Source organism: Cognatiluteimonas weifangensis (assembly GCF_003416885.1).
Taxonomy (GTDB): Bacteria; Pseudomonadota; Gammaproteobacteria; order Xanthomonadales; family Xanthomonadaceae; genus Cognatiluteimonas; species Cognatiluteimonas weifangensis.
Map to the genome: position 1 here is coordinate 33,697 of NZ_QVPD01000005.1, position 21,208 is coordinate 54,904.

A 21,208-nucleotide genomic window follows, 5' to 3' on the forward strand; every position below is an offset into this window, starting at 1 on the left:
AGAGGAAATGAGCAATACCCGGAATTTGCGCAAGTCCGTGCTTTGCATCGCCATGGGGATGTGCCTTTCGTCGCTCGCGGCGCCGGTGCTGGCGCAGAGCGCCACCGGTGCGATCGCGGGCCAGGCCGCAGCTGGTACTCAGGTGACGGTCACCAATATCGCGAGCGGCGCCAGCCGCACGGTCACGGTCGACTCGGACGGCAGTTACCGCATCGGCCAACTGCCGCCGGGCCAGTACAGCCTTTCGGCAGGTGACGCCGAGCCGGTCGCCGTGACCGTCTCGCTGGGCGGCACGACCTCGGTGAACCTGACCAGCGAAGGTACGGTGAACCTGGACACCGTGCAGGTGGTGGGTTCGCGCGTCGTCAATCGCGTCGACGTCTTTTCGACGGAATCGGCCACCAATGTCACCCGCGAGGAATTGGCGCGGCTACCGGTGGACCAGAGCCTCGGCTCGGTCGCCCTGCTGGCGCCCGGCGTGGTGTCGTCCGGTGCCACCTTCGGCGGCCTCACCTTCGGTGGCTCGTCGGTGGCGGAGAACGCCGTCTACATCAATGGCCTGGACGTGACCGATCCGTATCGTCGCCAAGGCTTCTCGACGGTGCCGTTCAATTTCTTCCAGGAATTCCAGGTCAAGACCGGTGGTTACTCGGCCGAATTCGGGCGCAGTACCGGTGGCGTCATCAACGCCGTGACGCGATCCGGCGGCAACGAATTCCATGCCGGCGTGCAGCTGACATGGGAGCCGTCGGTCTGGAATTGGGCCCGGGACGACCACTTCCACCACGATGGCACCGTGGACGAGCGCGATCGTACCAGCCGCGACGACGGCTCGTTCTTCAAGACCAACCTCTGGGCATCCGGCCCCCTGGTGAAGGACAAGCTGTTCTTCTTCGCGATGTACGAGGCGCGCGATGCCAACTCGCGGGACATCGACACGAACGATGCCTTCTACACCCGCAGCCCCGACCACTTCTGGGGCACCAAGCTGGATTGGCGCATCAACGACAACCACCTGCTGGAATTCCTGGCCTTCTCCGACAAGGCCGAATCGACGACCGATATCTACACCTACACATGGGACACGGATTCGCTCGGCAGGCTGAAGGGCGACAGCATCGCGAACTCTGGCGGCAACAACTGGTCGCTCACCTATACCGGCCACCTGTCCGACAACTTCGTGGTAAAGGCGCTGTATGGGGTGAACAAACGCAGCGCCGCCAACAGCAGTGCGCAGGACCCGGATTGCAGCATCGTGGTCCGCGACAGCACCTATACCGCGATGTTCGGCGACGAAACCACGCCGGAAGGCTGCCACCCGACCGACGGCGGCATCAATGCCCGCTTCGACGAGCGCGAGGCTGCACGCCTGGACTTCGAATGGACGCTCGGCGACCACCTGCTGCGCTTCGGCCTGGACCGGGAAGTGATGGACTCCGACAGCGCGAGCCGCTATCCGGGCGACGGCGTGAGCTACACGCTGCTCGGCATCGACGCCGACGAAACGGATCGGGAGCTCTCCAACGGCGCGGATGTTCCCGCCGGCGTAACCGCATACGTGGATGCACGCCACAAGGTCACAGGCACTCCGGTCTCGACCGAGGCGCAAGCCATCTATATCGAAGACAACTGGAACGTCACCCCGAACCTGCTGTTGAACATCGGCCTGCGCGCCGATAAGTTCCACAACAAGCTGGCCTCGGGCGCGACCTTCGCTCAAGCCGATTTCAGCGACATGATCTCCCCGCGCTTTGGTTTCAGCTGGGACGTGAAGGGCGACGGCACGACCAAGCTGTTCGGTAATGCGGGCCGCTACTACATCCCGCTGACCAACAAGCTCACCGATTACTTCGGCGGCGGCACCACGGACGAGCACACCTATTACGTGCTCGACGGCTTTACCGTGTTGGAGCATCCGGTTGCGGGCACTTACCTGCTTCCGAACCTCGGAGCGCAGATCGGCCCGGTCAATACCGACGGCAACGTGCCCGCGCCCGACGATGTTCGCATCGAGGTCGCCCGCGACTTGAAGCAGGTCTACCAGGACGAATTCATCCTAGGCTTCCAGCAGGCGATCAACCAGGCCTGGTCGTATGGCATCAACGCGACTTACCGCGAACTGAATCGCGCGGTGGAAGACACGCGCATCAACCACATCGCTGACTGCCCCAGCTACTTCTGGGACGACTCGGCATCCGGGTTCCCGATCATCAATCCGGGCGAGACCAACACTCTGTGGTGCGAAAACGAAGGCAAGTGGGTGACCTTCGACAGCTCCGTGGATGGCTATGAGGCGTCCGGCAGCGGCGCGGTCATGGGTTACAAGAGGCCGAAGCGCACCTACAAGGCGGTGGAGTTCCAGCTGGATCGGGCCTGGGACGACAAGTGGGCGTTCAACGCCAGCTACATCTGGTCCAAGTCCGAGGGCAATATCGAGGGCCCGGTGAATTCGGATACGGGTTACAACGACACCAACCTGGTGCAGTTCTACGATCATCCGGCCGTCAACGAGCGCTATGGCGTGCTGTTCAACGACCACCGTCACCAGATCAAGCTGCGCGGCAGCTACAAGCTCAACGACATGTGGCTGTTCGGTGCCACGCTGTCGGCGATTTCCGGTGGACCCATCACCGCCTTCGGCGTGCGCTGGCCCAACGACAACCGCGCGGCGGGTGGTTCCAGCGAATTCAGCGGCGGCGGCTCGGGTTGGTTGTGCGAGTCGGGCTGCGATGGCAACTGGACGACAAGGCAGTTCATCTACACCGAACGTGGCGCCTTCGGTCGCCTCCCGTGGGTCAAGGACATGGGCCTCAACGTGACGTTCACGCCGTTCCAGGACGTTGACCTGAAAGCGCGCCTGTCCGTCTACAACCTGTTCAACAGCCAGGCGATGCTCAACGTGCATTCTCGCTACGAGAGCACTCCCGGCAACAAGCGGCCCTACTTCGGGGAAGGCACGGTCTGGCAGGCGCCGCGTTACATGCAGCTGGTCGTGACCTACAACTTCTGATGCCCCCCTCGGCGGCCCGTTGACGACGGGCCGCCGCTTTTTTCGGGCAACGACCACGGACGGCGCATGCGCCGTCCTCTTGCGCGCGATGCCGGCAGCGGCACCGCCGCCGATGGCATGGCGAGGCGATGACCCTGGATCCGCAGAACAACCACCCCCGCGCCGAAACCGGCGACCCCGGCGCGGGCGAGGGCGGCGCGCGCACGGCCGCAACCGTCGAGGGCGTCGACCTGCAGGCGCTGGCGGCGCGCGAGGGCACGCCGTTGCACGTGTACTCGGCGACCGCGATCCGGCAACGCATGGCCAGCCTGCAGGCGGCCCTGCAGGGCCTGGATGCGCTGGTCTGCTACGCGGTCAAGGCCAACAGCAACGGCGCGATCCTGCGGCTGCTGGCGGAGCAGGGCGCCGGCGCCGACATCGTGTCCGGCGGCGAGTTGTGGCGTGCGCTGCGCGCCGGCATCGCGCCGGAGAAAATCGTGTTTTCCGGGGTCGGCAAGCGCGAGGACGAGATCGTGCAGGCGCTGGACGCCGGCATCGCCCGCTTCAATGTCGAGTCGCGCGCCGAGCTCGACCTGCTGCAGCGGCTGGCGCAGGCGCGCGGCACCGTCGCGCGCGCGGCGGCGCGGATCAATCCGGACGTCGACGCGCACACCCACGCCAAGATCTCCACCGGCAAGTCGGAGAACAAGTTCGGGGTGTCGATCGCCGAGGCGCGGTCCTGGTTCGAGTCCGCGGCGCAGCGCCCGCACGTGCGCCTGGACGGGCTGCACATGCACATCGGTTCCCAGATCCTGCAACTGGCGCCGATCCGCGAGGCGTTGCGGCGGCTGGCGCGTTTCTGGCGCGAGCTGGAGGGCGCCGGTCACCGCGTCGCCAGCATCGATGTCGGCGGTGGCCTCGGCGTGCGCTACCGCGCGGGCGAACAGGCGCCGGCGGCGACCGCCTACGTCGCCGAGATCCGCGCCGCCCTGGCCGGCTACGAGGGCCTCCTCGTGCTCGAGCCCGGCCGCTGGCTGGTGGCCGAGGCCGGCCTGCTGCTGACCCGCGCGCTGCTGACCAAGCACGGCGAGCAGCGCGATTTCCTGGTGGTCGACGCGGCCATGAACGACCTGCTGCGGCCCAGCCTGTACGACGCCTGGCACGACATCGTGCGGCTGGGCGACAACGGCGGACGCGAGATCGTGGCCTACGACGTGGTCGGCCCGGTGTGCGAAACCGGCGACACTTTCGCGCTCGCGCGCACCCTGCCGCGCTGCGAGGCCGGCGACCTGCTGGCAATCGCCGCCACCGGTGCCTATGGTGCGTCGATGGCATCGACCTACAACTCGCGGCCGCTGGCCGCCGAGGTGCTGGTCGACGACGGCCGCCACGTCGTGGTGCGACGGCGGCAGACGCTGCAGGAAATGGTTGCGGGCGAACGCTCGCCGGGGGAGTGGCAATGGACATGACAGGATCCGCGGGCCGGATCGCCGCGGTCGCGCTGCTGGCGACGCTGCTCGCCGGTTGCGCGCACGCCCCGGCCGCCGGCCGGGACGTACCGTTGACGCTGGACACCCACGTCGACATCCCGTCGGACTACATGCGCGCGCCGCGCTTCGACGTCGGTGGCGACAGCGCGCTGCAGGTGGACCTGGGCAAGATGGAACGCGGCGGGCTGGACGCCGCGTTCTTCGTGATCTACGTCGGCCAGGGGCCGCTGACGCCGGCCGGGTACGCCGACGCCGTGGCCCAGGCCGAGCGCAAGTACTCGGCGATCGAATCGATGCTGCAGCGTTATCCGGACCGCATCCGCGCCGCGACCACGCCGCAGCAGGTGCGCGACAACCATGCCCGCGGCGTGCTGTCGGCGCTGATCGGGATCGAGAACGGCTACTCGCTCGGCCACGACCTGGCGCGCCTGGACGCCGCCTACGCCCGCGGCGCGCGTTACCTGGGGCTGGTGCACGTCGGCAACAACGACCTGTGCAGCAGCTCGATGCCGGACACCGAGCACGGCGAGCCGGCGATGGGCAGCCCGGACGACGCGGGCATGAGCGACTTCGGCCGCGCCGCGGTCGCGCGCGCCAATGCGCTGGGGATGCTGGTGGACGTCTCGCACGCCTCGGACGCGTGCGTGCGCGATGCGCTGGCGGCCTCGCAGGCACCGATCATCGCCTCGCATTCCTCGGCGCGGGCGCTGGTCGAGCACCCGCGCAACCTGCCCGACGCCCTGCTGCGCGCCATCGCCGCCAAGGGCGGCGTGATCCAGGCCGTGGCCTACAAGGAATTCCTCAAGCACGACCCCGGCCGCGCCGCCGCCGAGAAAGCGCTGCAGGCGCAGGTCGCGCGCCAGGCCGGCGATGCCGAATACGACAGCGACAGGCACGACGGCCTGCCGGCGATGGCCGCAGGCATGGCGCGGATCCAGCAGCAGTATCCGCTGGCGACGCTGGACGATTATCTCGACCACATCGCGCACATGGTGCAGGTGGCGGGCATCGACCACGTCGGCATCGCCTCGGACTTCGACGGCGGCGGCGGCATCACCGGCTGGATGGATGCCTCGCAAACGCGCAACGTCACCGCCGGGCTGCGTGCGCGCGGCTTCGGCGAGGCCGATATCGACAAGCTCTGGAGCGGCAATCTGCTGCGGGTGTGGCAGGCGGCGATCGACGCGGCCGCGCGCGGGCCCGGGGACGCGCCATGAGCCGCCTGCTCGTACTGGCGCTACTGCTGGCCGCGGGCACGGCCGCTGCCGGAACCAGCCCCGCGCCGGGGCCGGCGCAACGCGCGCCGGCGTACCTGGTGGACGAGGCGGTCGAAGCCGCGATCGCCCGCTACCGCCTGCCCGGCATCGCCGTGGGCGTGATCGAGGACGGCCAGGTCGTCTACGCGCGCGGCTTCGGCGAGACCGTCGCCGGCTCCGGCGATCCGGTGACCACGAAGACGCTGTTCAAGATCGCCTCCAACAGCAAGGCGATGACCGCCAGCGTGCTGGCGCGGCTGGTGCAGGCCGGCAAGCTGCGCTGGGACGACCCGGTGACGAAGTACCTGCCGGACTTCGCGATGCACGATCCCTGGGTGACGCGGCACATGACCGTGGGCGACCTGCTGGTGCACAACAGCGGCCTGCCCGAAGGCGGCGGCGACCTGATGCTGTGGCCGGAGCCGAACCTGTTCACCCGCGCCGACATCGTCCATGGCCTGCGCCACATCAAGCCGGCCTACGGGTTCCGCGCCGGCTACGCCTACGACAACCTGCTGTACGTGGTCGCCGGCGAAGTGGCCGCGGCCGCGGGCGGCGCCTCCTACGAGGAGCTGGTGCGACGCGAGCTGTTCGCGCCGCTGGGCCTGGGCGGCTGCCGCGTCGGCGAGTTTTCCCGCGCCGACGCCGGCAGCCTCGCCCAGCCGCACCGGCGCGAGGGCGAGGGCAACGTGGTCATGCGCGAGGACGGCGCCGTGGTTCCGGCGATCACCTCGGCCGCGGCCGGCGGCATCCGCTGCGGCCTGGACGACATGCTCGCCTGGGCCCGCAACTGGCTGGCGCCGACGCCGGCGCAGCTGCGGTGGCTGGGCCCGCAGCAGCGCGCGGAGCTGTGGAAGGCGCGCACGCCGATGCCGATTTCGCAGTTCCGCCGCGAGATGGACGACACCCATTACTACGCCTACGCCTACGGCTTCCGGGTCGCCGACGCCGACGGCGAATGGACCGTCTCGCACACCGGCACGCTCGGCGGCATGTACTCGATGATGATGCTGTTGCCGGACCGGCAGTCCGGCTTCGTGTTCATGATCAACGGCGACGGCGGCACCGCGCGCACGGTGCTCGGCGAGGTGCTGCTCAAGCTGTTCACCCAGCCCGACGACGAGCGCGGCTTCGATAATTTTGCCGATGCCGTCGAGCGGCCGGCCGCTCCGTCGCCGGCGGCTGCAGCGCAGCCGGCGCCGGTCCCGGACATCGCTGCGCGCAAGCCGGTTGCCGCGGCCCGGCTGCAGCCCTGGCTCGGCCTCTGGCGCGATCCGTGGTTCGGCGATGTCCGCATCTGCCCGCGGGGCGATGGCGTGGAATGGCGCTCGGCGAAGTCGCCGAAGATGCACGGCACGATCGGCGAGCTGGGCGGGCGCTACCTGCTGCACTGGGACGACGTCGCGGTCGACCTCGACGCCTGGCTGGAATTCGCCGGCAGCGGCGATGCGCGCACCCTGCGCATGGCCAAGCTCGATCCGCAGGGCGATTTCAGCTCCGATTACGAGGACCTCGCGTTCGTCCGGGTGGGCGACTGTGACTAGCGTCCGTGCCGGCGTCGCGGCGTTGCTGCTGATCGCGGGCGGCGTGGCGACGGCCGCGGACGCGCCGCTGCTGTCGCCGGCCACCACCATGGAGCAGGCGGGGATGGTCGATGTCCGCAGCCTGGTGCCCGACCTGTCGCAGCAGATCGCCTACGCCGGCCGCGACAACTTCGTCGGCGCGCCGGTGGACGGCTACGCCGCGCCGCGCTGCTATCTCAAGCGCGAAGCGGCCGCAGCGCTGGCCCGGGTAGAGCATGCGTTGCGTGCGCGCCACCAGCGCCTGCGCGTGTTCGACTGCTACCGGCCGGCGCGCGCGGTGGCGCATTTCGTGCGCTGGGCCGGGGATCCGGCCGACCAGCGCACCAAGGCGGCGCATTACCCGGACCTGGACAAGTCGCAGCTGCTCGGCGCCTACATCGCGCCGGTTTCCGGGCACAGCCGCGGCGCCACCGTCGACCTCACCCTGCTGCAGTGCGACGCGCAGGATGCGGACTGCCGGCCGCTGGACATGGGCACCGACTTCGACTATTTCGGCACGCGCGCCAACACCGCTTCGCCGCAGGCGACCGCGGCGCAGCATGCCAACCGCCGGCAGCTGCTCGACGCGATGGCGGCGCAGGGCTTCGCCAACTATCCGCTGGAGTGGTGGCACTACACGCTGCAGCCGGAACCCGCGCCCGGCGTCCTCTACGATGTTCCCGTCACCGCTTCGGAGGCGCCGATGCCGCAGGCCCGGATCGACCGTCTGATGCAGCGCTACGAGGGCGACGTGCCCGGCGCTGCGCTGCTCGTGCTCCGCGACGGCGAGGCGCTGGTGCGCCGCGGGTACGGCCGTTCCGACCTGGAGGCGGGCGTCGAAGCCGGCCCGGCCACGACCTACCGCCTGGCCTCGGTCAGCAAGCAGTTCACTGCCGCCGCGATCCTGCTGCTGGCGCAGGACGGCCGGCTCGGCCTCGACGATCCGGTGCGCAAGTGGTTGCCGTCGCTGCCGCCGGCCGCCGCCGCGATCACCCTGCGCCAGCTGCTCACCCACACCTCCGGCCTGATCGACTACGAGGACCTGATGGGCGCGGACTGGCCGGGCCAGATCCGCGACGCCGGCGTGCTCGCGCTGCTGGAGCGCGAAGACCGGCTGTACTTCCCGCCCGGTTCGGCCTACCGCTACAGCAACGGCGGCTACGCGCTGCTGGCGCTGGTGGTGGAGCGCGCTTCGGCGATGCCGTATCCGGATTTCCTGCGCACCCGCATCTTCGCGCCGCTGGGCATGCACGACAGCCTGGCCTACGTCGCCGGCGGGCCGGCGCCGCCGCACCGCGCCTTCGGCTACAGCCAGATCGACGGGCGCTGGCAGCGCACCGACCAGAGCCCGACCAGCGCGGTGCTCGGCGATGGCGGCATCTACGCATCCATCGACGACCTCGCGCGCTGGGACGCGGCGTTGTACGACGACCGCCTGCTCGACGATACCTCGCGCGCGCTCGCGTTCGCGCCGCAGGTGCGGGTGGTCGGCGAGCCCTACGAAGCGGGGTACGGGTTCGGCTGGCGGATCACCGGCGACACGCTGTGGCATTCCGGCGAAACCATCGGCTTCCGCAACGTGATCGTGCGCTGGCCGCGACAGCGTCTGACCGTGATCCTGCTCAGCAACCGCGACGACCCGGAACCCTATCGCACGGCGCTGGCGGTGGGGGAGCTGTTCCTGACGCCCTGACGCGCGCGGGCCGGCTGCAGCCGGAGGCGCCGCCTGTACCATCGGCACGCAGCCAGGCCATCCGCGCCGTACGGGCGGATCGCCGGATCGCGCGATGCTGCGCCTGCGATCGTCTTCCGCAGTCGCAGGAGCCTGCCATCCATGTCCGTCGCGCTGGTCTGGTTCCGCAACGATCTGCGGCTGGCGGACAACCCGGCACTGCAGGCCGCGCTGCGCGCGGGGCTGGCCCCGGTGCCGGTGTACGTGCATGCGCCGGAAGAGGAGGGCGAATGGCCGCCGGGGGCCGCCTCGGACGCCTGGCGGCAACGGTCCCTGATGGCGCTGGATGCGGACCTGCGCGCCCGCGGCTCGCGCCTGCACCTGTATCGCGGCCCGAGCCTGGACACGCTGCAGGCCGTGGCCGCGGCGACCGGCGCCGAAGCGGTGTTCTGGAACCGGCGTTACGAGCCGGCGGTCGAGCAGCGCGACGCGCGGATCGGGCGTGCCTTGCGCGCACAGGGCCTGCGTGCGGAGAGCTGCAACGGCAGCCTGTTGTTCGAGCCGTGGGAGCTGGCCACCGTGGCCGGCGATCCGTATCGGGTGTTCACCCCGTTCTGGCGTGCGGCGCTGGCGCGCTGGCGGCCGCAGGCCTGCGTCGCGGCGCCCGCGACGCTGGCGGTGCCGGCCGCCGGCGATGCGATGCCGCCGCCGGGCGTGGCGCTGGAGGCGCTGGGGCTGGCGCCGGCACGCGGCTGGGACCGCGGTTTCTGGGACCACGGGCGCCCCGGCGAGGCCGGCGCGCAGGCCGCGCTGGTGCGCTTCGGCACGGACGCGCTGGCCGGGTATCCGCTCGCCCGCGACCGGCCCGACCTGCCCGGGAGCTCGCGCCTGTCCGCGCACCTGCACTTCGGCGAGATCGCGCCCTGGCGCGTCGTCCATGTGCTGGCGCAGGCCGAGGGCGCCGCGGCGGCCGCGCTGCCCGCCTTCGTCCGCCAGCTGGGCTGGCGCGAGTTCGCGCACCATGTGCTGCACCACTTTCCGCACACGCCGCAGCGCAACTTCAATCCGCGCTTCGACGCTTTCCGCTGGGCCGAGCCCGCGGCGCGGCTGCTGCGGGCGTGGCAGCGCGGGCGCACCGGGATCCCGATCGTGGATGCCGGGCTGCGCGAGCTGTGGGCGACGGGCTGGATGCACAACCGCGTGCGCATGCTGGTGGCCAGCCTGCTGAGCAAGCACCTGCGCGTGCACTGGCTGCATGGCGCGCGCTGGTTCTGGGACACGCTGGTGGACGCCGACTTGGCCAACAACACGCTGGGCTGGCAGTGGGTCGCCGGCACCGGGGTGGACGCGGCGCCGTATTTCCGCGTGTTTAATCCGGTGCTGCAGGCGCGCCGGTTCGATCCGCAGGGCGCCTACATCGCGCGCTGGGTCCCGGAGCTGGCGGCATTGCCGGCGGCGCTGCGGCACGAGCCGTGGCGCGATCCGGCGGCCACCGCCGGGCGTTATCCGCGCCCGATCGTCGACCTCGCGGCCGGCCGCGCGGCGGCGCTGGCCGCCTATGCCGAAGGCGGCGTCCGCGGTTGATCCGCTTCCCCGGCGCGGGCGCGCCCGGCTGCGGTGGCGACCGTCGCCGCGCGCGCCCGCGATCCGCGCGCGCCGCGCCGCGGCAACCAGTCGCGCACGATGCGCAGCGCCACCGCGACCAGCAGCGGCGCCAGCAGCGCCGGCAGCCAGATCTCGCCGGGGGGCGGCTGGAACCCGAACCACCGCGCCGGTCCCGGCAGCAGGGTCACCGTGCACAGCACCGCCAGCGCAGCCCCGCCGACAATCCAGAAGGCCACGTTGCGCTGCCGCAGCGCGTCCCAGGCCGAGGCGCCGGAACGGTACAGCGCGATCAGCCCGAGATTGCCGGCCACCAGCGCGGTGAAGGCCAGCGCGCTCACCTGCGCGTGCGGCAGCGCGCGCGCGGTGGCCAGCGCGTGGATGGCGACGACCACGGCGAACATCACCGCGCCGTGGCCGAGGCTGCCGAACAGGCTGGGCAGGTCGAGCAGGCGCTGGCCCTGCGGCCGCGGCGGCCGGCGCATCAGGTCCGCGGCCGCGGGCTCGCGTTCGAACACGATCGAGCAGGCCGGATCGATGATCAGTTCCAGGAACACCACGTGCAGCGGCAACAGCAGCAGCGGCTCGCCGGTCAGCAGCGGCAGCAGCGCCAGGCCGGTGATCGGCACGTGCACCGCCAGGATGTAGCGCACCGCGCGGCGGATGTTGTCGTAGATGGTGCGGCCCAGGCGCACCGCGTCCACCACGGTCACGAAGTTGTCGTCCAGCAGCACGATCGCCGCCGCCTCGCGGGCGACGTCGGTGCCGCGCCCGCCCATCGCGATGCCCACGTGCGCGGCTTTCAGCGCCGGCGCGTCGTTGACGCCGTCGCCGGTCATCGCCACCACCTGGCCATCGCGCTTGAGCGCGCGCACCAGGTGCAGCTTGTGCTCCGGGCGCACCCGCGCGAACACCTCCGCGTGCAGCACCGCCGCGGGCAGCTCGCCGTCGCAGGCGTCGAGTTCGCGCCCCAGCACGATCGCGTCGGACACGTCCAGGCCGGCGCTGCCGGCGATCGCGCGCGCGGTCGCCGGGTGGTCGCCGGTGAGCATCACCACGCGGATCCCCGCCGCCTGCGCGCGGGCGATGGCGTCGGGTACCCCGGCGCGCAGCGGATCGGCGAACCCGACCAGTCCGCGCCAGGAAAACTCGTAGCCGCAGGGCGACTCCGGCAGCACCGGCGCGCCGCCGGCCGGCGCGGGCCAGTGCGCGGCGGCGACGGCGAGCACGCGCAGGCCGCGCGCGGCCATGGCCTCGACCTCGGCCTGCAGCGCCGCGCGCCGGTCCGGCGGCAGACGGCACAGGTCGGCGACGGTTTCCGGCGCGCCCTTGCAGGCCACCTGCAGCGGCTCGCGCCCGTGCGCCCAGACCGCGATCACGGCCGGACGCGCCGGCGAGAACGGGTATTCGCGCAGCAGCCGCCATGCCGGGTCCGGGACGCCGATGCGGCTGCCCGCCGCCAGCAGCGCGTGTTCCATCGGGTCGTGGCCGGCGCGCGGGCAGGCCAGCGCCGCGTCCCGCAGCAGCGTGCGTAACGGCAGGCTGTCGGCGGCCTGCGGCGCGGCGCGCTCGCCGCCGACGACCAGTTCGACGACCGTCATCCGGTTTTCGGTCAGGGTGCCGGTCTTGTCGGTGCACAGCACCGTGGTCGCGCCCAGGGCCTCGATCGCCGGCGTGCGCCGCACCAGCGCCGCGTGCTGCGCCATGCGCCACGCGCCGAAGGCGAGGAACACCATCAGCACCACCGGGAATTCCTCCGGGATGTTGGCGATCGCCAGGGTGATGCCGGCCAGCAGCGCGTCCAGCCAGCCGCCGCGGGTCCATGCGAACAGCACGGTCATGGCGACGCACGACGCCAGCGACAGCCACGCGAACAGCACCACCACCCGGCGGATCTCGCGCTGCATCGGCGTGGTCTCGCTGCCGATGTCGCGCAGCGCGACACCGATGCGGCCGACCTCGGTGCGCGCGCCGGTGGCGACCACCGCCGCGCGGCCGTGCCCGCGCACCACCAGGGTGCTGGCGTGCAGCAGGTCCTGCGCCATGGCGCTGTCCGCGTGCCGGCGCACCGGCACCGATTCCCCGGTCAGCAGCGATTCGTCGACGTGCAGGTCGACCTCGTCCAGCACCCGCGCGTCGGCGGCCAGGCGGTCGCCTTCCTCGACCAGCAACAGGTCGCCGACCACCACTTCGCGCGCCGGCAGCACCTGCGGCTGGCCGTCGCGCACGACCCGCGCGCGCGGGCTGCTGAGGTCGCGCAGCGCCTGCAGCGCGCGTTCGGCCTTCTGCTCCTGGTACACGGTCAGGCCGATCACCAGCAGCACCGAGCCGCCGAGGATCGCGGCCTCGCGCGGGTCGCCCAGCAGCAGGTACACCAGCGCCGCCGCCAGCAGCAGCAACAGCATCGGTTCGCGCAGCACCCGCAGCACCAGCCCCCAGCGCGACGGGCGCTGCGCTTCCGGCAGCACGTTGGCGCCGTCGCGGCGCAGGCGCGCGGCCGCTTCGGCCGAGGTCAGGCCTGCGGTCTCCCCGGGGGCGGACGGCGAGGGCATGGGCGGTTGCATGGAAACCTGCGTGCAGCGTGAAGGGCGCGCGAAAGCCGCGACTTGACCTGGATCAGCAAACCCGTCGCGCGCGGACGTTGACCTCGGTCAATACCGGCGCCCGGGACGGGGCCATGCTCGCTCCGTCGGCATCCCGCCGGCCCGCGTCGACCACCGCTCGACCCCCACGCCAGATCAGGAGACCCCACCATGGCCATGCCCACCCGCTGGAACCCCGTCCGCCAGCTCAGCCGCCTCGACCCGTTCACCGACATCGAGGACATGTTCCGGAATTTCGTGTCGCCCACGCTGACCCGCACCCAGGAACGCGCGCTGGACATGCGCCTGGACGTCAACGAGGACGACAAGAACTATTTCGTCCACGTCGACATGCCGGGCCTGAAGAAGAGCGACATCGACGTCGCCGTGGAAGGCAACCAGGTCACCATCAGCGCCGAAGTCAACCGCGAGAAATCGCAGGAAAAGGGCAAGGAGCTGTACAGCGAACGCTACAGCGGCCAGGCCTATCGCGCATTCACCCTGCCCAGCGAAGTCGACAGCACCAAGGCGCAGGCCAACTACGACGGCGGCGTGCTGATGCTGACCCTGCCGAAGAAGGCCGGCGACGGTTCGCGGCATCTCACCGTCAGCTGAGCCTGGCGGAGATTCGGGACATGGACGGCGGTCGCCGACGCCTCGGCGCATGCCTGCTGGCGCTGGTCGGCGCGCAGACGGCCTGGAGCGGTGCGGTGCGGGCGCAGGATGCGCCGGCACCGCAAGCAGCAGTGCAACCGCAGGTCGCGGAACCGCAGCAGGCACAGGAACAGGCGCAGCGGCAGCGGCTGGAACGGGAAATGGACGAGGCGGTTGCCGCGCTGCGCGACTATTCGCTGGCGCGCCGCGAGGAAGCGATTGCCCGTGCGCGGCAGGCGGGCGCGGCCATGGACGAGCGCATCGAGCGCCTGCAGGCGCAGGCGGACCGCGACCGGGAGCGCATGGGCGCCTCGGCGCGGCTGCGCACGCAGCAGGCGCTGGCGGACCTGCGCCAGCGTCGCGGCGACCTGGCGCAGTGGTACGACGGCATGCAGCGCGACTCGGGCGAGGCCTGGGACGAGGTGAAAGCCGGGTTCGTGCGCAGCTACCGCGAGCTCGCCGGCGCCTTGCGCCGGGCGCGCGCGCAACTGCAGCCGCCGCCCGCGCCCGCGGAGGATGCGCCGGCCGACGATGCGCAGGAGCCGGAACCGGAGGAGCGTTAGCCGCGTGTCGGCGCGACGGCGGCCGGCGCGCGCGCGACGGAGACGATGCCTGCGGCTGGCGCGGGTGGTGCGTCCGAACCGCACGTCCGCGCAGTTCGCGATTGGCGCCTCTTCACTGCACCAGCAACCGCCTGCCGGGCTCGCGGCGCGCAGGCCGCGAGCGATAGTCGATCGCCGCATCGATCCACAGTTGCATCGCGCTGCGCATCTTGAACTGCGCGAACAGCGCGGCATCGATCGTGTCGGGCGCGGCCATCGCCGCGGGCGGGTCGATGGCGTCGCTGACATGGTTGGCGAGGTGGGCCAGCATCGGGTGCGGATCGATCGCGGTGAGGGCGCGGTGGCGCAGGCCGATCCGCTGCGCGCGCTGCACCAGGTGCCGCGGCATGCCGCGCTCGCGCCACTGCGCGACCTGCTCCGCGGAAGGCCTGGGAGACGCCAGCGGGCCGCGTTCCTCGGCCAGGTCCAGCGAGCCGCGCAGGCAGCCCTCGGCCAGGGTGCGGGCGATGGTGCGGGCCAGTTCGTGCGCGGCCTCGCTGTAATAGGGCAGTCCCAGCGCATCCAGCGCGCTGGCCAAGCCGATCACGCCGATCCGCAGCGTGGTCGCCGTCGGCGACGGATTGCAGGCCAGGACCGCGTCGTCGAGCAGGCGCACGGCCAGCGCCGCGGTCAGGGCCAGACGGTCGCCGTCGAACCGCGGCGGCGTGCCCCAGGACGGCGGCACGAAGGCGCCGAGGTTGACCACCGCCGACGGCGTCTCCAGGTCGCGCAAGCCGTCGCTGGTGCCGATCGCCCGCAGCAGGCGCTCGTCGGGCAGCAGCCGCCAGTGGCTGAAGGCATCGACGAAGCGGTGCGCCCACAGCGGCGCCTGCGCGCCTTCCACCGCGGCGACGGCTTCGGCGACGCGCCACCAGGTGGCGTCGATGGTGACGTCGCGCAACGCCTCGCCGTCGCGCCAGCGGAAGCATGCGTCCCAGGTTTCGACGGCGACGGGATCGGTGAAGGAAGTGATCGGGAGCACGCGGGCGGCCTCGGCATCGCGCGGGACGAGGCCAGCCTGTACCGGTGCCGGCAGGCGATATTGATCGGCGTCAAGGACCGCGTGCCGGTTACCGATCGTTACAGTCGGTTACCGCGGCAACATCGTGCGCGCGGCGGGTGCGGCTAGGGTGTGCGTTCCGGTTCCGGAGTTGCTGCCATGCAGGATGCTGCTCTCGCCCTCCCGCCCCCGTCGCCCGCCCCGAGTCCCGTTCGCGCCGCATTGGCGGACGCCGACTTCGCCCCGGTCCTGGATTCCGCACCCGCGCCGGACCTGGAGGAACTGGTCCGGCAGCTGCCCTTGCTGCGGCGCCGGCTCAAGCCCCGGCAATACCTGTTCCGCGCGGGCCAACCGCGGCACGCGCTGTACCTGATCCACGCCGGGTTCTTCAAGACCAGCGTGGGTAGCGCCGACGGCCGCGAGAAGATCACCGGCTTCCGCATGCGCGGCGACCTGCTGGGCATCGATGCGCTGGACATGCCCACCCACGCCTGCGACGCGATCGCGCTGGACGTGGGCGAAGTCTGGGAATTGCCGGTGGGCCGGATGCAGGCGCTGCTGCCGGACTTCCAGCAACGGCTAACCGCGCTGCTGGCCGGCGAGATCCGCCGCGACTGGGGCTGGATGCTGGCGCTGGGCACGCTCAGCGCCGACCAGCGCGTGATCGCGTTCCTGCTGGATTTCGCCGCGCGACTGGAGCGCATGGGGTTCAGCGCGCGCTGCCTGCTGCTGCGCATGACCCGCGCCGAGCTCGGCAACTTCCTGGCGCTGCAGCTGGAAACCGTGACCCGGGCGCTGTCGCGGCTGCAGGCGCGCGGACTGATCGAGGTGGCGCGGCGCGAGATCCGGATTGCCGATGCCGCGGGCCTGCGGGCGGCGATGGCCGGCGACCAGTAGCGCGGCTCAGGCGCCGCGTCGCCGCAGGCAGCGTTGCACCGCCGCGGCGAGTTGTTCGCGCTGGTAGGGCTTGCGCAACAGTTCGATCGCGGGGCCGTCCCGGGTGCCGACGGCGGCATCGTGGCCGGAAGTCAGCAGCACGGCCAGGTGCGGTCGCCGTTGCCGGGCCAGCGTGGCCAGCTCGCGCCCGCCCAGGTTCGCGCCCAGCCGCACGTCGCTGAACAGCAAATCGACATCGGGGGCCTGCGCCAGATGCGCCAGCGCCTCTTCGCCGCTGGCGACGGCGTGCACGCGATAGCCCAGCGCCTCCAGGAAGGCGGCGGCGACGCCGCGGACTTCCACCTCGTCCTCCACCACCAGCACCGACTCCCCGTGGCCCGGCGCCGGCGCGGTCGCGCCCGCCGGTTCGGCCGTCGGTGCCGCGTCGCCGGCGCGCAGCACCGGCAGGTACAGCTCCACCCGGGTGCCGTAGCCCAGGCGGCTGTCGATCTGCACGTGTCCGCCGCTTTGCTTGACGAAGCCGTAGATCATGCTCAGCCCCAGCCCCGTGCCGCGTCCCTGGCCCTTGGTGGTGAAGAACGGCTCCACCGCATGCGCCAGGGTTTCCGGGGTCATGCCGTGGCCGGTGTCGATCACCGAGAACACCACGTAGCGACCGGCGGCCGGCGCCCAGGACGCGCTTCTCGCGCCGGTGCGACGCTCCTCGGCGGCGATCAGCAGGTCGCCGCCGCGCGGCATCGCGTCGCGCGCATTGAGGGCGAGGTTGAGCAGCGCGGCTTCCAGTTGCGTCGGATCGACGTAGGCCGCGGGCAGGTCCTCGGGGCACTGGATCCGCAGCCGCACCGATTCGTCCAGGGTGCTGTGCAGCATCAGGTCCAGCTCGCGCAGGATCTGCGCCGGGACCACCGCGCACGGGCTCAGCCGCTGCCGCCGGGCGAACGCCAGCAGCTTTTCGGTCAGCTCGGCGGCGCGGCCGCTGGAGCGCAGGGCGCTGGCGATCAGCGCCTCGGCTTCGGGCCGGTCCTGGCACTGCATCTGCAGCAGCTGCAGGCTGCCGGAGATCACGGTCAGCAGGTTGTTGAAGTCGTGGGCGATGCCGCCGGTCAATTGCCCGACCGCTTCCAGGCGCTGCGAGTGCGCCAGCTGCTCCTCGGTGCGGCGGCGCTGCACCAGCGCCGCGAGCAGGTTGGCGACCGATTGCAGCAGGTGCTGGGCGTCGTGGTCGAAGCGGCGCGGTTGCCGCGACCAGGCGATCAACGCGCCCATCGGCCGCTCGCGATCGGGCAGCGGCACCAGCGCGCCGCTGCCGGTGGTGGCGTGGTACAGCGGAAACGGCTCGGCGGCGGCCTCGGCGCAGTCCTGCACCGCCAGCACCTGTCCCTGCGCCAGCAGTTGCGCCAGCCGCAGCGTCTGGGCTTCGTCCAGGGCGTCGGGTTCCGGGCCGCTGACGAAGCGCACGTCGAGCTCGGCGTTCTGGCGCAGGAACACCACCGCGATCGCGTCCACGTCCAGCGCCTCGCCCAGCAGCGCGGGCAGGCTGGCGATGACGTGATCCGCGTCGCCCGATTCCAGCGCCTGCTGGCCGATCCGCGCCACCAGCGCGTCGTAGCGCGCGCGCACCTGGGTCTGGCGCGCGCGCCGGGTCTCGGAGACGTCGCGGATCGAGGCCACGTAGAACGGCACGCCGTCGTCGGCCTGCATCGGGCTCAGCGCGATTTCCACCGGGAACTGGCTGCCGTCGCGGCGCAGCCCGGCCAGCGTCATCGCGCGGTCGCCCATCGGCCGCATCCGCGGCGCCGCGATGTAGCCGATGCGATGCGCCTGGTGGCGCTGCCGCGCCTCCGCGGGCACCAGTTGCTCGATCCCCAGCCCGGTCAGCCCGTCGGGCGGATAGCCGAACAGGCGTTCGGCCTGCTGGTTGGCCCGCTCGATGCGCCCGGCGCCATCGACGATGATCAGCGCATCCGGGACCGCATTGATCAGCGGGAACCTGGTCATCTCGGGGCGGGCGTCACCGCGGGCGCGAAATAATAGCCGGCGCCGCGTACCGACTTGATCAGTTCCGGGTGCGCCGGGTCGGCTTCCAGCTTGCGCCGCAGGCGGCCGACCTGCACGTCGATCGCGCGATCGAACGGGCCGGCGTCGCGGCCGTGCATGGTGTTCATCAGCTGGTCGCGGGTCAGCACCTGCTGCGGCCGCTCGACCAGCGCCAGCAGCAGGTCGAATTCGCCCGCGGTCAGGGCGATGTCCGTGCCGTCGCGGTCCGCCAGCCGGCGCGCCGCCACTTCCAGGCGCATGCCGGCGAAGGTGTAGGTGGCCCCGCGCGCTGCGTCGGCCGGCGGCGGCTGGGTGCGGCGCGCCACCGAGCGGATGCGGGCGAGCAGTTCGCGCAGGTCGAAAGGCTTGGTGATGTAGTCGTCGGCGCCCAGCTCCAGGCCGACGACGCGCTCGACCGATTCGCCGCGGCCGCTGACGATGATCACCGGCCCCTGCCAGCGGCTGCGCAGGTCGCGGATCAGGCTCAGGCCATCCTCGTCGGGCAGGCCCAGGTCCAGCAGCACCAGATCCACCGCCTGCTGTTGCATCGCCGCGCGCAGACCGGCGCCGTCCGCGGCCAGGCTCACGCGCATCGCCTGGCTCTGCAGGTAGCCGGCGAGCATGGCGCCGATCTCGGCATCGTCGTCGACGACCAGCACGTGCAGGCCTGCCGTGTTCGCGGTGTCGCCGAGGGAGCCGGGAGCCTGCATCGGTCAGTTCCGGAATGGGCGCGCGGGCGGAGGGTGCGGCCAGGCGCAGGGTACGCGACTGCCGCGCAGCGGTGTGCGCACGGCTGCGCATGGTTGCCGCTGGGCGCACCCCTGCGGGTGCGAGGCCTGCGCGGAGAGTGCCATCTCGTCCCCCCGGGGAATGCCGCAACGGGCAGGTACTCGGGTCCTGACAGCAAATTCAACGCGTTGCGGCGGAATTCCAGGCCAGCCGACGACGGACCCCGCACGCGGCGGGGTCCGTGGGGCGCGCTTGGCCGACCCGGAAACGAAGGTCCGGACGATCGCCGACGACGAATCCGACGGCGACCTTCCTGGCTGCGCTCAGCGGTCGACCCGGCCCGGCAACGACAGATCGCCCGACGCCACCTTGAACACGTCGACCACACACAGCAGCGGGTTGTGCACGCTGGCGTTGACGCGCAGCGCGGCGGTGACGCCGTCGAAGCCGGCCGATCCGATCGCCGCGACGTCGTCGAACGGCACCCGCACCTCGACGCTGTGGCCGGCGATGCGCGGCGCCCACCCGGGGCTGTCGATCAGGATCGGCAGGCCCGGCCAGGTCTTGGGCAGGCGAGGCTTGGCGCCTTCGGCGATGTCCACCACCTTCAGCGCGTCCTGGCCGCAGGCCGGGTCCGGCTGCAGCACCACCCAGTGCGAGTGCCAGACGTCGCCGTCGTTGCCCAGCTCGCCGTCGCCGTTCTCGTCGAACAGCGGGGTGTCGTCGAAGTCCGGGTGCGCGGTCACGGCAAAGGCCAGGATCCCGGCCTTGGGCTCGAAGCCGATCGTCGCAGGGTCCAGGCTGGTCGGCCAGACGTAGGAGAACACCGTGCTGCCGGCGAGCTTGCCCGACTTGGCCGGCCGCGCCGCGCCCGCGGCGCCGGACACCGCCATGTGGAAGATCGCGGTGTTGCCCTCGGTCGTGATTTTCGTGTGCACGATGTCGAAGGGCGCCTGCACGGCCCGGGCCGCGGCGGAAGCGATGCCGCCGGTGTGGGCGTCCGGGCCGTGGGCGATGGCGGGAGACGCCGCGGCCACCGACAGGGCGACGGCCAACGTAGTGAGGGAGGGATGTCGCATGAGAGCTCCTGACTGGGATTCGGCGGATGCCGGGACAGGAAGTCTGGTGGAATCCCCCGTACCATAGGTGTCATCCGGTACTTGTTTCGTATCATCGCGTTCAAATGTCTGCCGAACCCGCCCTCGATCGCCTGTCCGGCCTGCTGCAGCGGTTCCGCGTCGGCGCCCGTCTGTCCTTCGCCGGGACGCTGTGCGGCGTGCACGCCTTCCCGGCGCAGCCGGGGCAGGGGGCGCTGCATGTCCTGCGGCGCGGGAGCCTGGAGGTCACGCACCCGGGCCGGAGCGATCTGCCGCGGCGGCTGCGCCTGCAGGCGCCGGCCGTATTGTTCTACCCGCGCCCGGCGACCCATCTGTTCCACAACCCGCCCGTGGACGGTTCGGATTTCACCTGCGCGCTGGTGGATTTCGACGGCGGCGAGCGCCATCCGCTGGCGCGGGCCCTGCCGCCCCTGATTGCGCTGCCGCTGGAGACCGTGGAAGGCCTGGAGGACTCGCTGCGGCTGCTGTTCGCGGAAACCACCCGGGTGCGCTGCGGGCACCGGCTGCTGGCCGACCGCCTGTTCGAGGTGGTCCTGATCCAGTTGCTGCGCTGGCTGCTCGATCACCCGGCCGAGGCCGGGATCCGCCCCGGCCTGATCACCGGCCTGTCGGATCCGCGCCTGGCGCGCGCGCTGGTCGCGATGCACGAGGCGCCGGGCGCGGCCTGGTCGCTGCAGCGCCTGGCGGGTGTCGCCGGAATGTCGCGCACCAGTTTCGCCACCACCTTCAAGGCGGTGGTCGGGCAGACGCCGGCCGATTACCTCGCCCAGTGGCGCATGGCCCTGGCCCAGGTCGGGCTGCGCGAGGGCGTAGCCCTCAAACTGCTCGCCGATGAGCTGGGCTATGCCAACCCCTCGGCGCTGAGCCGGGCCTTTTCCGCCCGCACCGGACTGGCGCCGCGCGACTGGGTCAAGCGCATGCAGCGCGGTGTGGGCGCCGATGCCGCGTCGCTGCAGCGCGGCGACTGAAACTTGGCGTGGCTCGCGGCCGGTCGCGGTGACCGGACCGACATGCGCGG

General features: G+C 71.7%; 15 protein-coding genes. 10 read left to right on the forward strand and 5 right to left on the reverse strand.

All coding sequences use genetic code 11. The features are described from left to right. Positions 1 to 7: 7 nt before the first annotated feature. The 6 genes from D0Y53_RS06235 to D0Y53_RS06260 all read left to right on the forward strand — a co-directional run bounded on the left by D0Y53_RS06235 (position 8) and on the right by D0Y53_RS06260 (position 10,553). Positions 8 to 3,010 carry a TonB-dependent receptor gene (locus D0Y53_RS06235; RefSeq protein WP_117202360.1) on the forward strand — a complete coding sequence of 1,001 codons (3,003 nt, stop codon included), beginning with the start codon at positions 8 to 10 and terminating at the stop codon, positions 3,008 to 3,010. 128 nt (positions 3,011 to 3,138) lie between these two features. Continuing rightward, positions 3,139 to 4,458, forward strand: coding sequence for a diaminopimelate decarboxylase (gene lysA / locus D0Y53_RS06240; protein WP_117202361.1), 1,320 nt, complete (start codon positions 3,139 to 3,141; stop codon positions 4,456 to 4,458). Continuing rightward, a complete protein-coding gene (locus D0Y53_RS06245) occupies positions 4,455 to 5,696 on the forward strand; it encodes a dipeptidase (RefSeq protein WP_117202528.1) in 1,242 nt (413 codons plus the stop codon). Before lysA ends, D0Y53_RS06245 begins: the two co-directional genes overlap by 4 nt. Beyond that, the gene (locus tag D0Y53_RS06250; protein ID WP_117202362.1) at positions 5,693 to 7,279 is read left to right on the forward strand and encodes a serine hydrolase domain-containing protein; all 1,587 of its coding nucleotides are present in this window, start codon (positions 5,693 to 5,695) and stop codon (positions 7,277 to 7,279) included. Before D0Y53_RS06245 ends, D0Y53_RS06250 begins: the two co-directional genes overlap by 4 nt. Before the next feature lie 103 nt (positions 7,280 to 7,382). Further along, positions 7,383 to 8,990, forward strand: a complete 1,608-nt coding sequence (locus tag D0Y53_RS13250; RefSeq protein WP_425477030.1) for a serine hydrolase — start codon at positions 7,383 to 7,385, stop codon at positions 8,988 to 8,990. Between the two features lie 141 nt (positions 8,991 to 9,131). Further along, a complete protein-coding gene (locus D0Y53_RS06260; RefSeq protein WP_117202363.1) occupies positions 9,132 to 10,553 on the forward strand; it encodes a cryptochrome/photolyase family protein in 1,422 nt (473 codons plus the stop codon). Here the strand turns inward: D0Y53_RS06260 and D0Y53_RS06265 are convergent. Then, the gene (locus tag D0Y53_RS06265; protein ID WP_117202364.1) at positions 10,526 to 13,135 is read right to left on the reverse strand and encodes a cation-translocating P-type ATPase; all 2,610 of its coding nucleotides are present in this window, start codon (positions 13,133 to 13,135) and stop codon (positions 10,526 to 10,528) included. The two genes, D0Y53_RS06260 and D0Y53_RS06265, sit on opposite strands and share 28 nt — an antisense overlap. Positions 13,136 to 13,324: 189 nt before the next feature. Between D0Y53_RS06265 and D0Y53_RS06270 the strand changes: the two genes are divergently transcribed. Together D0Y53_RS06270 and D0Y53_RS06275 are read left to right on the forward strand one after the other, a co-directional pair. Beyond that, positions 13,325 to 13,768 carry an Hsp20/alpha crystallin family protein gene (locus tag D0Y53_RS06270; protein WP_117202365.1) on the forward strand — a complete coding sequence of 148 codons (444 nt, stop codon included), beginning with the start codon at positions 13,325 to 13,327 and terminating at the stop codon, positions 13,766 to 13,768. A 20-nt stretch (positions 13,769 to 13,788) separates the two neighbouring features. After that, on the forward strand, positions 13,789 to 14,370 hold the full coding sequence (locus D0Y53_RS06275) for a sll1863 family stress response protein (protein WP_117202366.1): 582 nt from the start codon (positions 13,789 to 13,791) through the stop codon (positions 14,368 to 14,370). Between the two features lie 112 nt (positions 14,371 to 14,482). On the opposite strand, the gene D0Y53_RS06280 is transcribed toward D0Y53_RS06275, so the two are convergent. Further along, positions 14,483 to 15,391, reverse strand: a complete 909-nt coding sequence (locus D0Y53_RS06280; protein ID WP_117202367.1) for a glycyl radical enzyme family protein — start codon at positions 15,389 to 15,391, stop codon at positions 14,483 to 14,485. 240 nt (positions 15,392 to 15,631) lie between these two features. Here D0Y53_RS06280 and D0Y53_RS06285 point away from each other — a divergent pair, with 240 nt between their 5' ends. Continuing rightward, a complete protein-coding gene (locus tag D0Y53_RS06285) occupies positions 15,632 to 16,306 on the forward strand; it encodes a helix-turn-helix domain-containing protein (RefSeq protein WP_158550592.1) in 675 nt (224 codons plus the stop codon). 6 nt (positions 16,307 to 16,312) lie between these two features. Here D0Y53_RS06285 and D0Y53_RS06290 read toward each other — a convergent pair whose 3' ends face one another. The 3 genes from D0Y53_RS06290 to D0Y53_RS06300 form a co-directional block, all read right to left on the reverse strand. After that, entirely contained in the window at positions 16,313 to 18,304 is a 1,992-nt protein-coding gene (locus D0Y53_RS06290) for a PAS domain S-box protein (RefSeq protein WP_117202369.1), read from the reverse strand. After that, complete coding sequence (locus D0Y53_RS06295; RefSeq protein WP_117202370.1) at positions 18,301 to 19,053, reverse strand: response regulator; 753 nt, start codon at positions 19,051 to 19,053, stop codon at positions 18,301 to 18,303. Before D0Y53_RS06295 ends, D0Y53_RS06290 begins: the two co-directional genes overlap by 4 nt. A 342-nt stretch (positions 19,054 to 19,395) precedes the next feature. Further along, positions 19,396 to 20,151 (reverse strand): hypothetical protein, encoded by a 756-nt coding sequence (locus tag D0Y53_RS06300; RefSeq protein ID WP_117202371.1) that lies wholly within the window; start codon positions 20,149 to 20,151, stop codon positions 19,396 to 19,398. A gap of 104 nt (positions 20,152 to 20,255) precedes the next feature. Here D0Y53_RS06300 and D0Y53_RS06305 point away from each other — a divergent pair, with 104 nt between their 5' ends. Next, complete coding sequence (locus tag D0Y53_RS06305; protein WP_117202372.1) at positions 20,256 to 21,158, forward strand: AraC family transcriptional regulator; 903 nt, start codon at positions 20,256 to 20,258, stop codon at positions 21,156 to 21,158. The last annotated feature ends 50 nt before the right edge of the window (positions 21,159 to 21,208 follow it).

Coding starts and splice junctions, on each gene's coding strand:
- D0Y53_RS06305 (WP_117202372.1), top strand. CDS start 20,256: ATGTCTGCCGAACCCGCCCTCGATCGCCTGTCCGGCCTGCTGCAGCGG.
- D0Y53_RS06300 (WP_117202371.1), bottom strand. CDS start 20,151: ATGCGACATCCCTCCCTCACTACGTTGGCCGTCGCCCTGTCGGTGGCC.
- D0Y53_RS06265 (WP_117202364.1), bottom strand. CDS start 13,135: ATGCAACCGCCCATGCCCTCGCCGTCCGCCCCCGGGGAGACCGCAGGC.
- D0Y53_RS06245 (WP_117202528.1), top strand. CDS start 4,455: ATGACAGGATCCGCGGGCCGGATCGCCGCGGTCGCGCTGCTGGCGACG.
- D0Y53_RS06295 (WP_117202370.1), bottom strand. CDS start 19,053: ATGCAGGCTCCCGGCTCCCTCGGCGACACCGCGAACACGGCAGGCCTG.
- D0Y53_RS06235 (WP_117202360.1), top strand. CDS start 8: ATGAGCAATACCCGGAATTTGCGCAAGTCCGTGCTTTGCATCGCCATG.
- D0Y53_RS13250 (WP_425477030.1), top strand. CDS start 7,383: ATGGTCGATGTCCGCAGCCTGGTGCCCGACCTGTCGCAGCAGATCGCC.
- D0Y53_RS06275 (WP_117202366.1), top strand. CDS start 13,789: ATGGACGGCGGTCGCCGACGCCTCGGCGCATGCCTGCTGGCGCTGGTC.
- D0Y53_RS06270 (WP_117202365.1), top strand. CDS start 13,325: ATGGCCATGCCCACCCGCTGGAACCCCGTCCGCCAGCTCAGCCGCCTC.
- lysA (WP_117202361.1), top strand. CDS start 3,139: ATGACCCTGGATCCGCAGAACAACCACCCCCGCGCCGAAACCGGCGAC.
- D0Y53_RS06290 (WP_117202369.1), bottom strand. CDS start 18,304: ATGACCAGGTTCCCGCTGATCAATGCGGTCCCGGATGCGCTGATCATC.
- D0Y53_RS06260 (WP_117202363.1), top strand. CDS start 9,132: ATGTCCGTCGCGCTGGTCTGGTTCCGCAACGATCTGCGGCTGGCGGAC.
- D0Y53_RS06250 (WP_117202362.1), top strand. CDS start 5,693: ATGAGCCGCCTGCTCGTACTGGCGCTACTGCTGGCCGCGGGCACGGCC.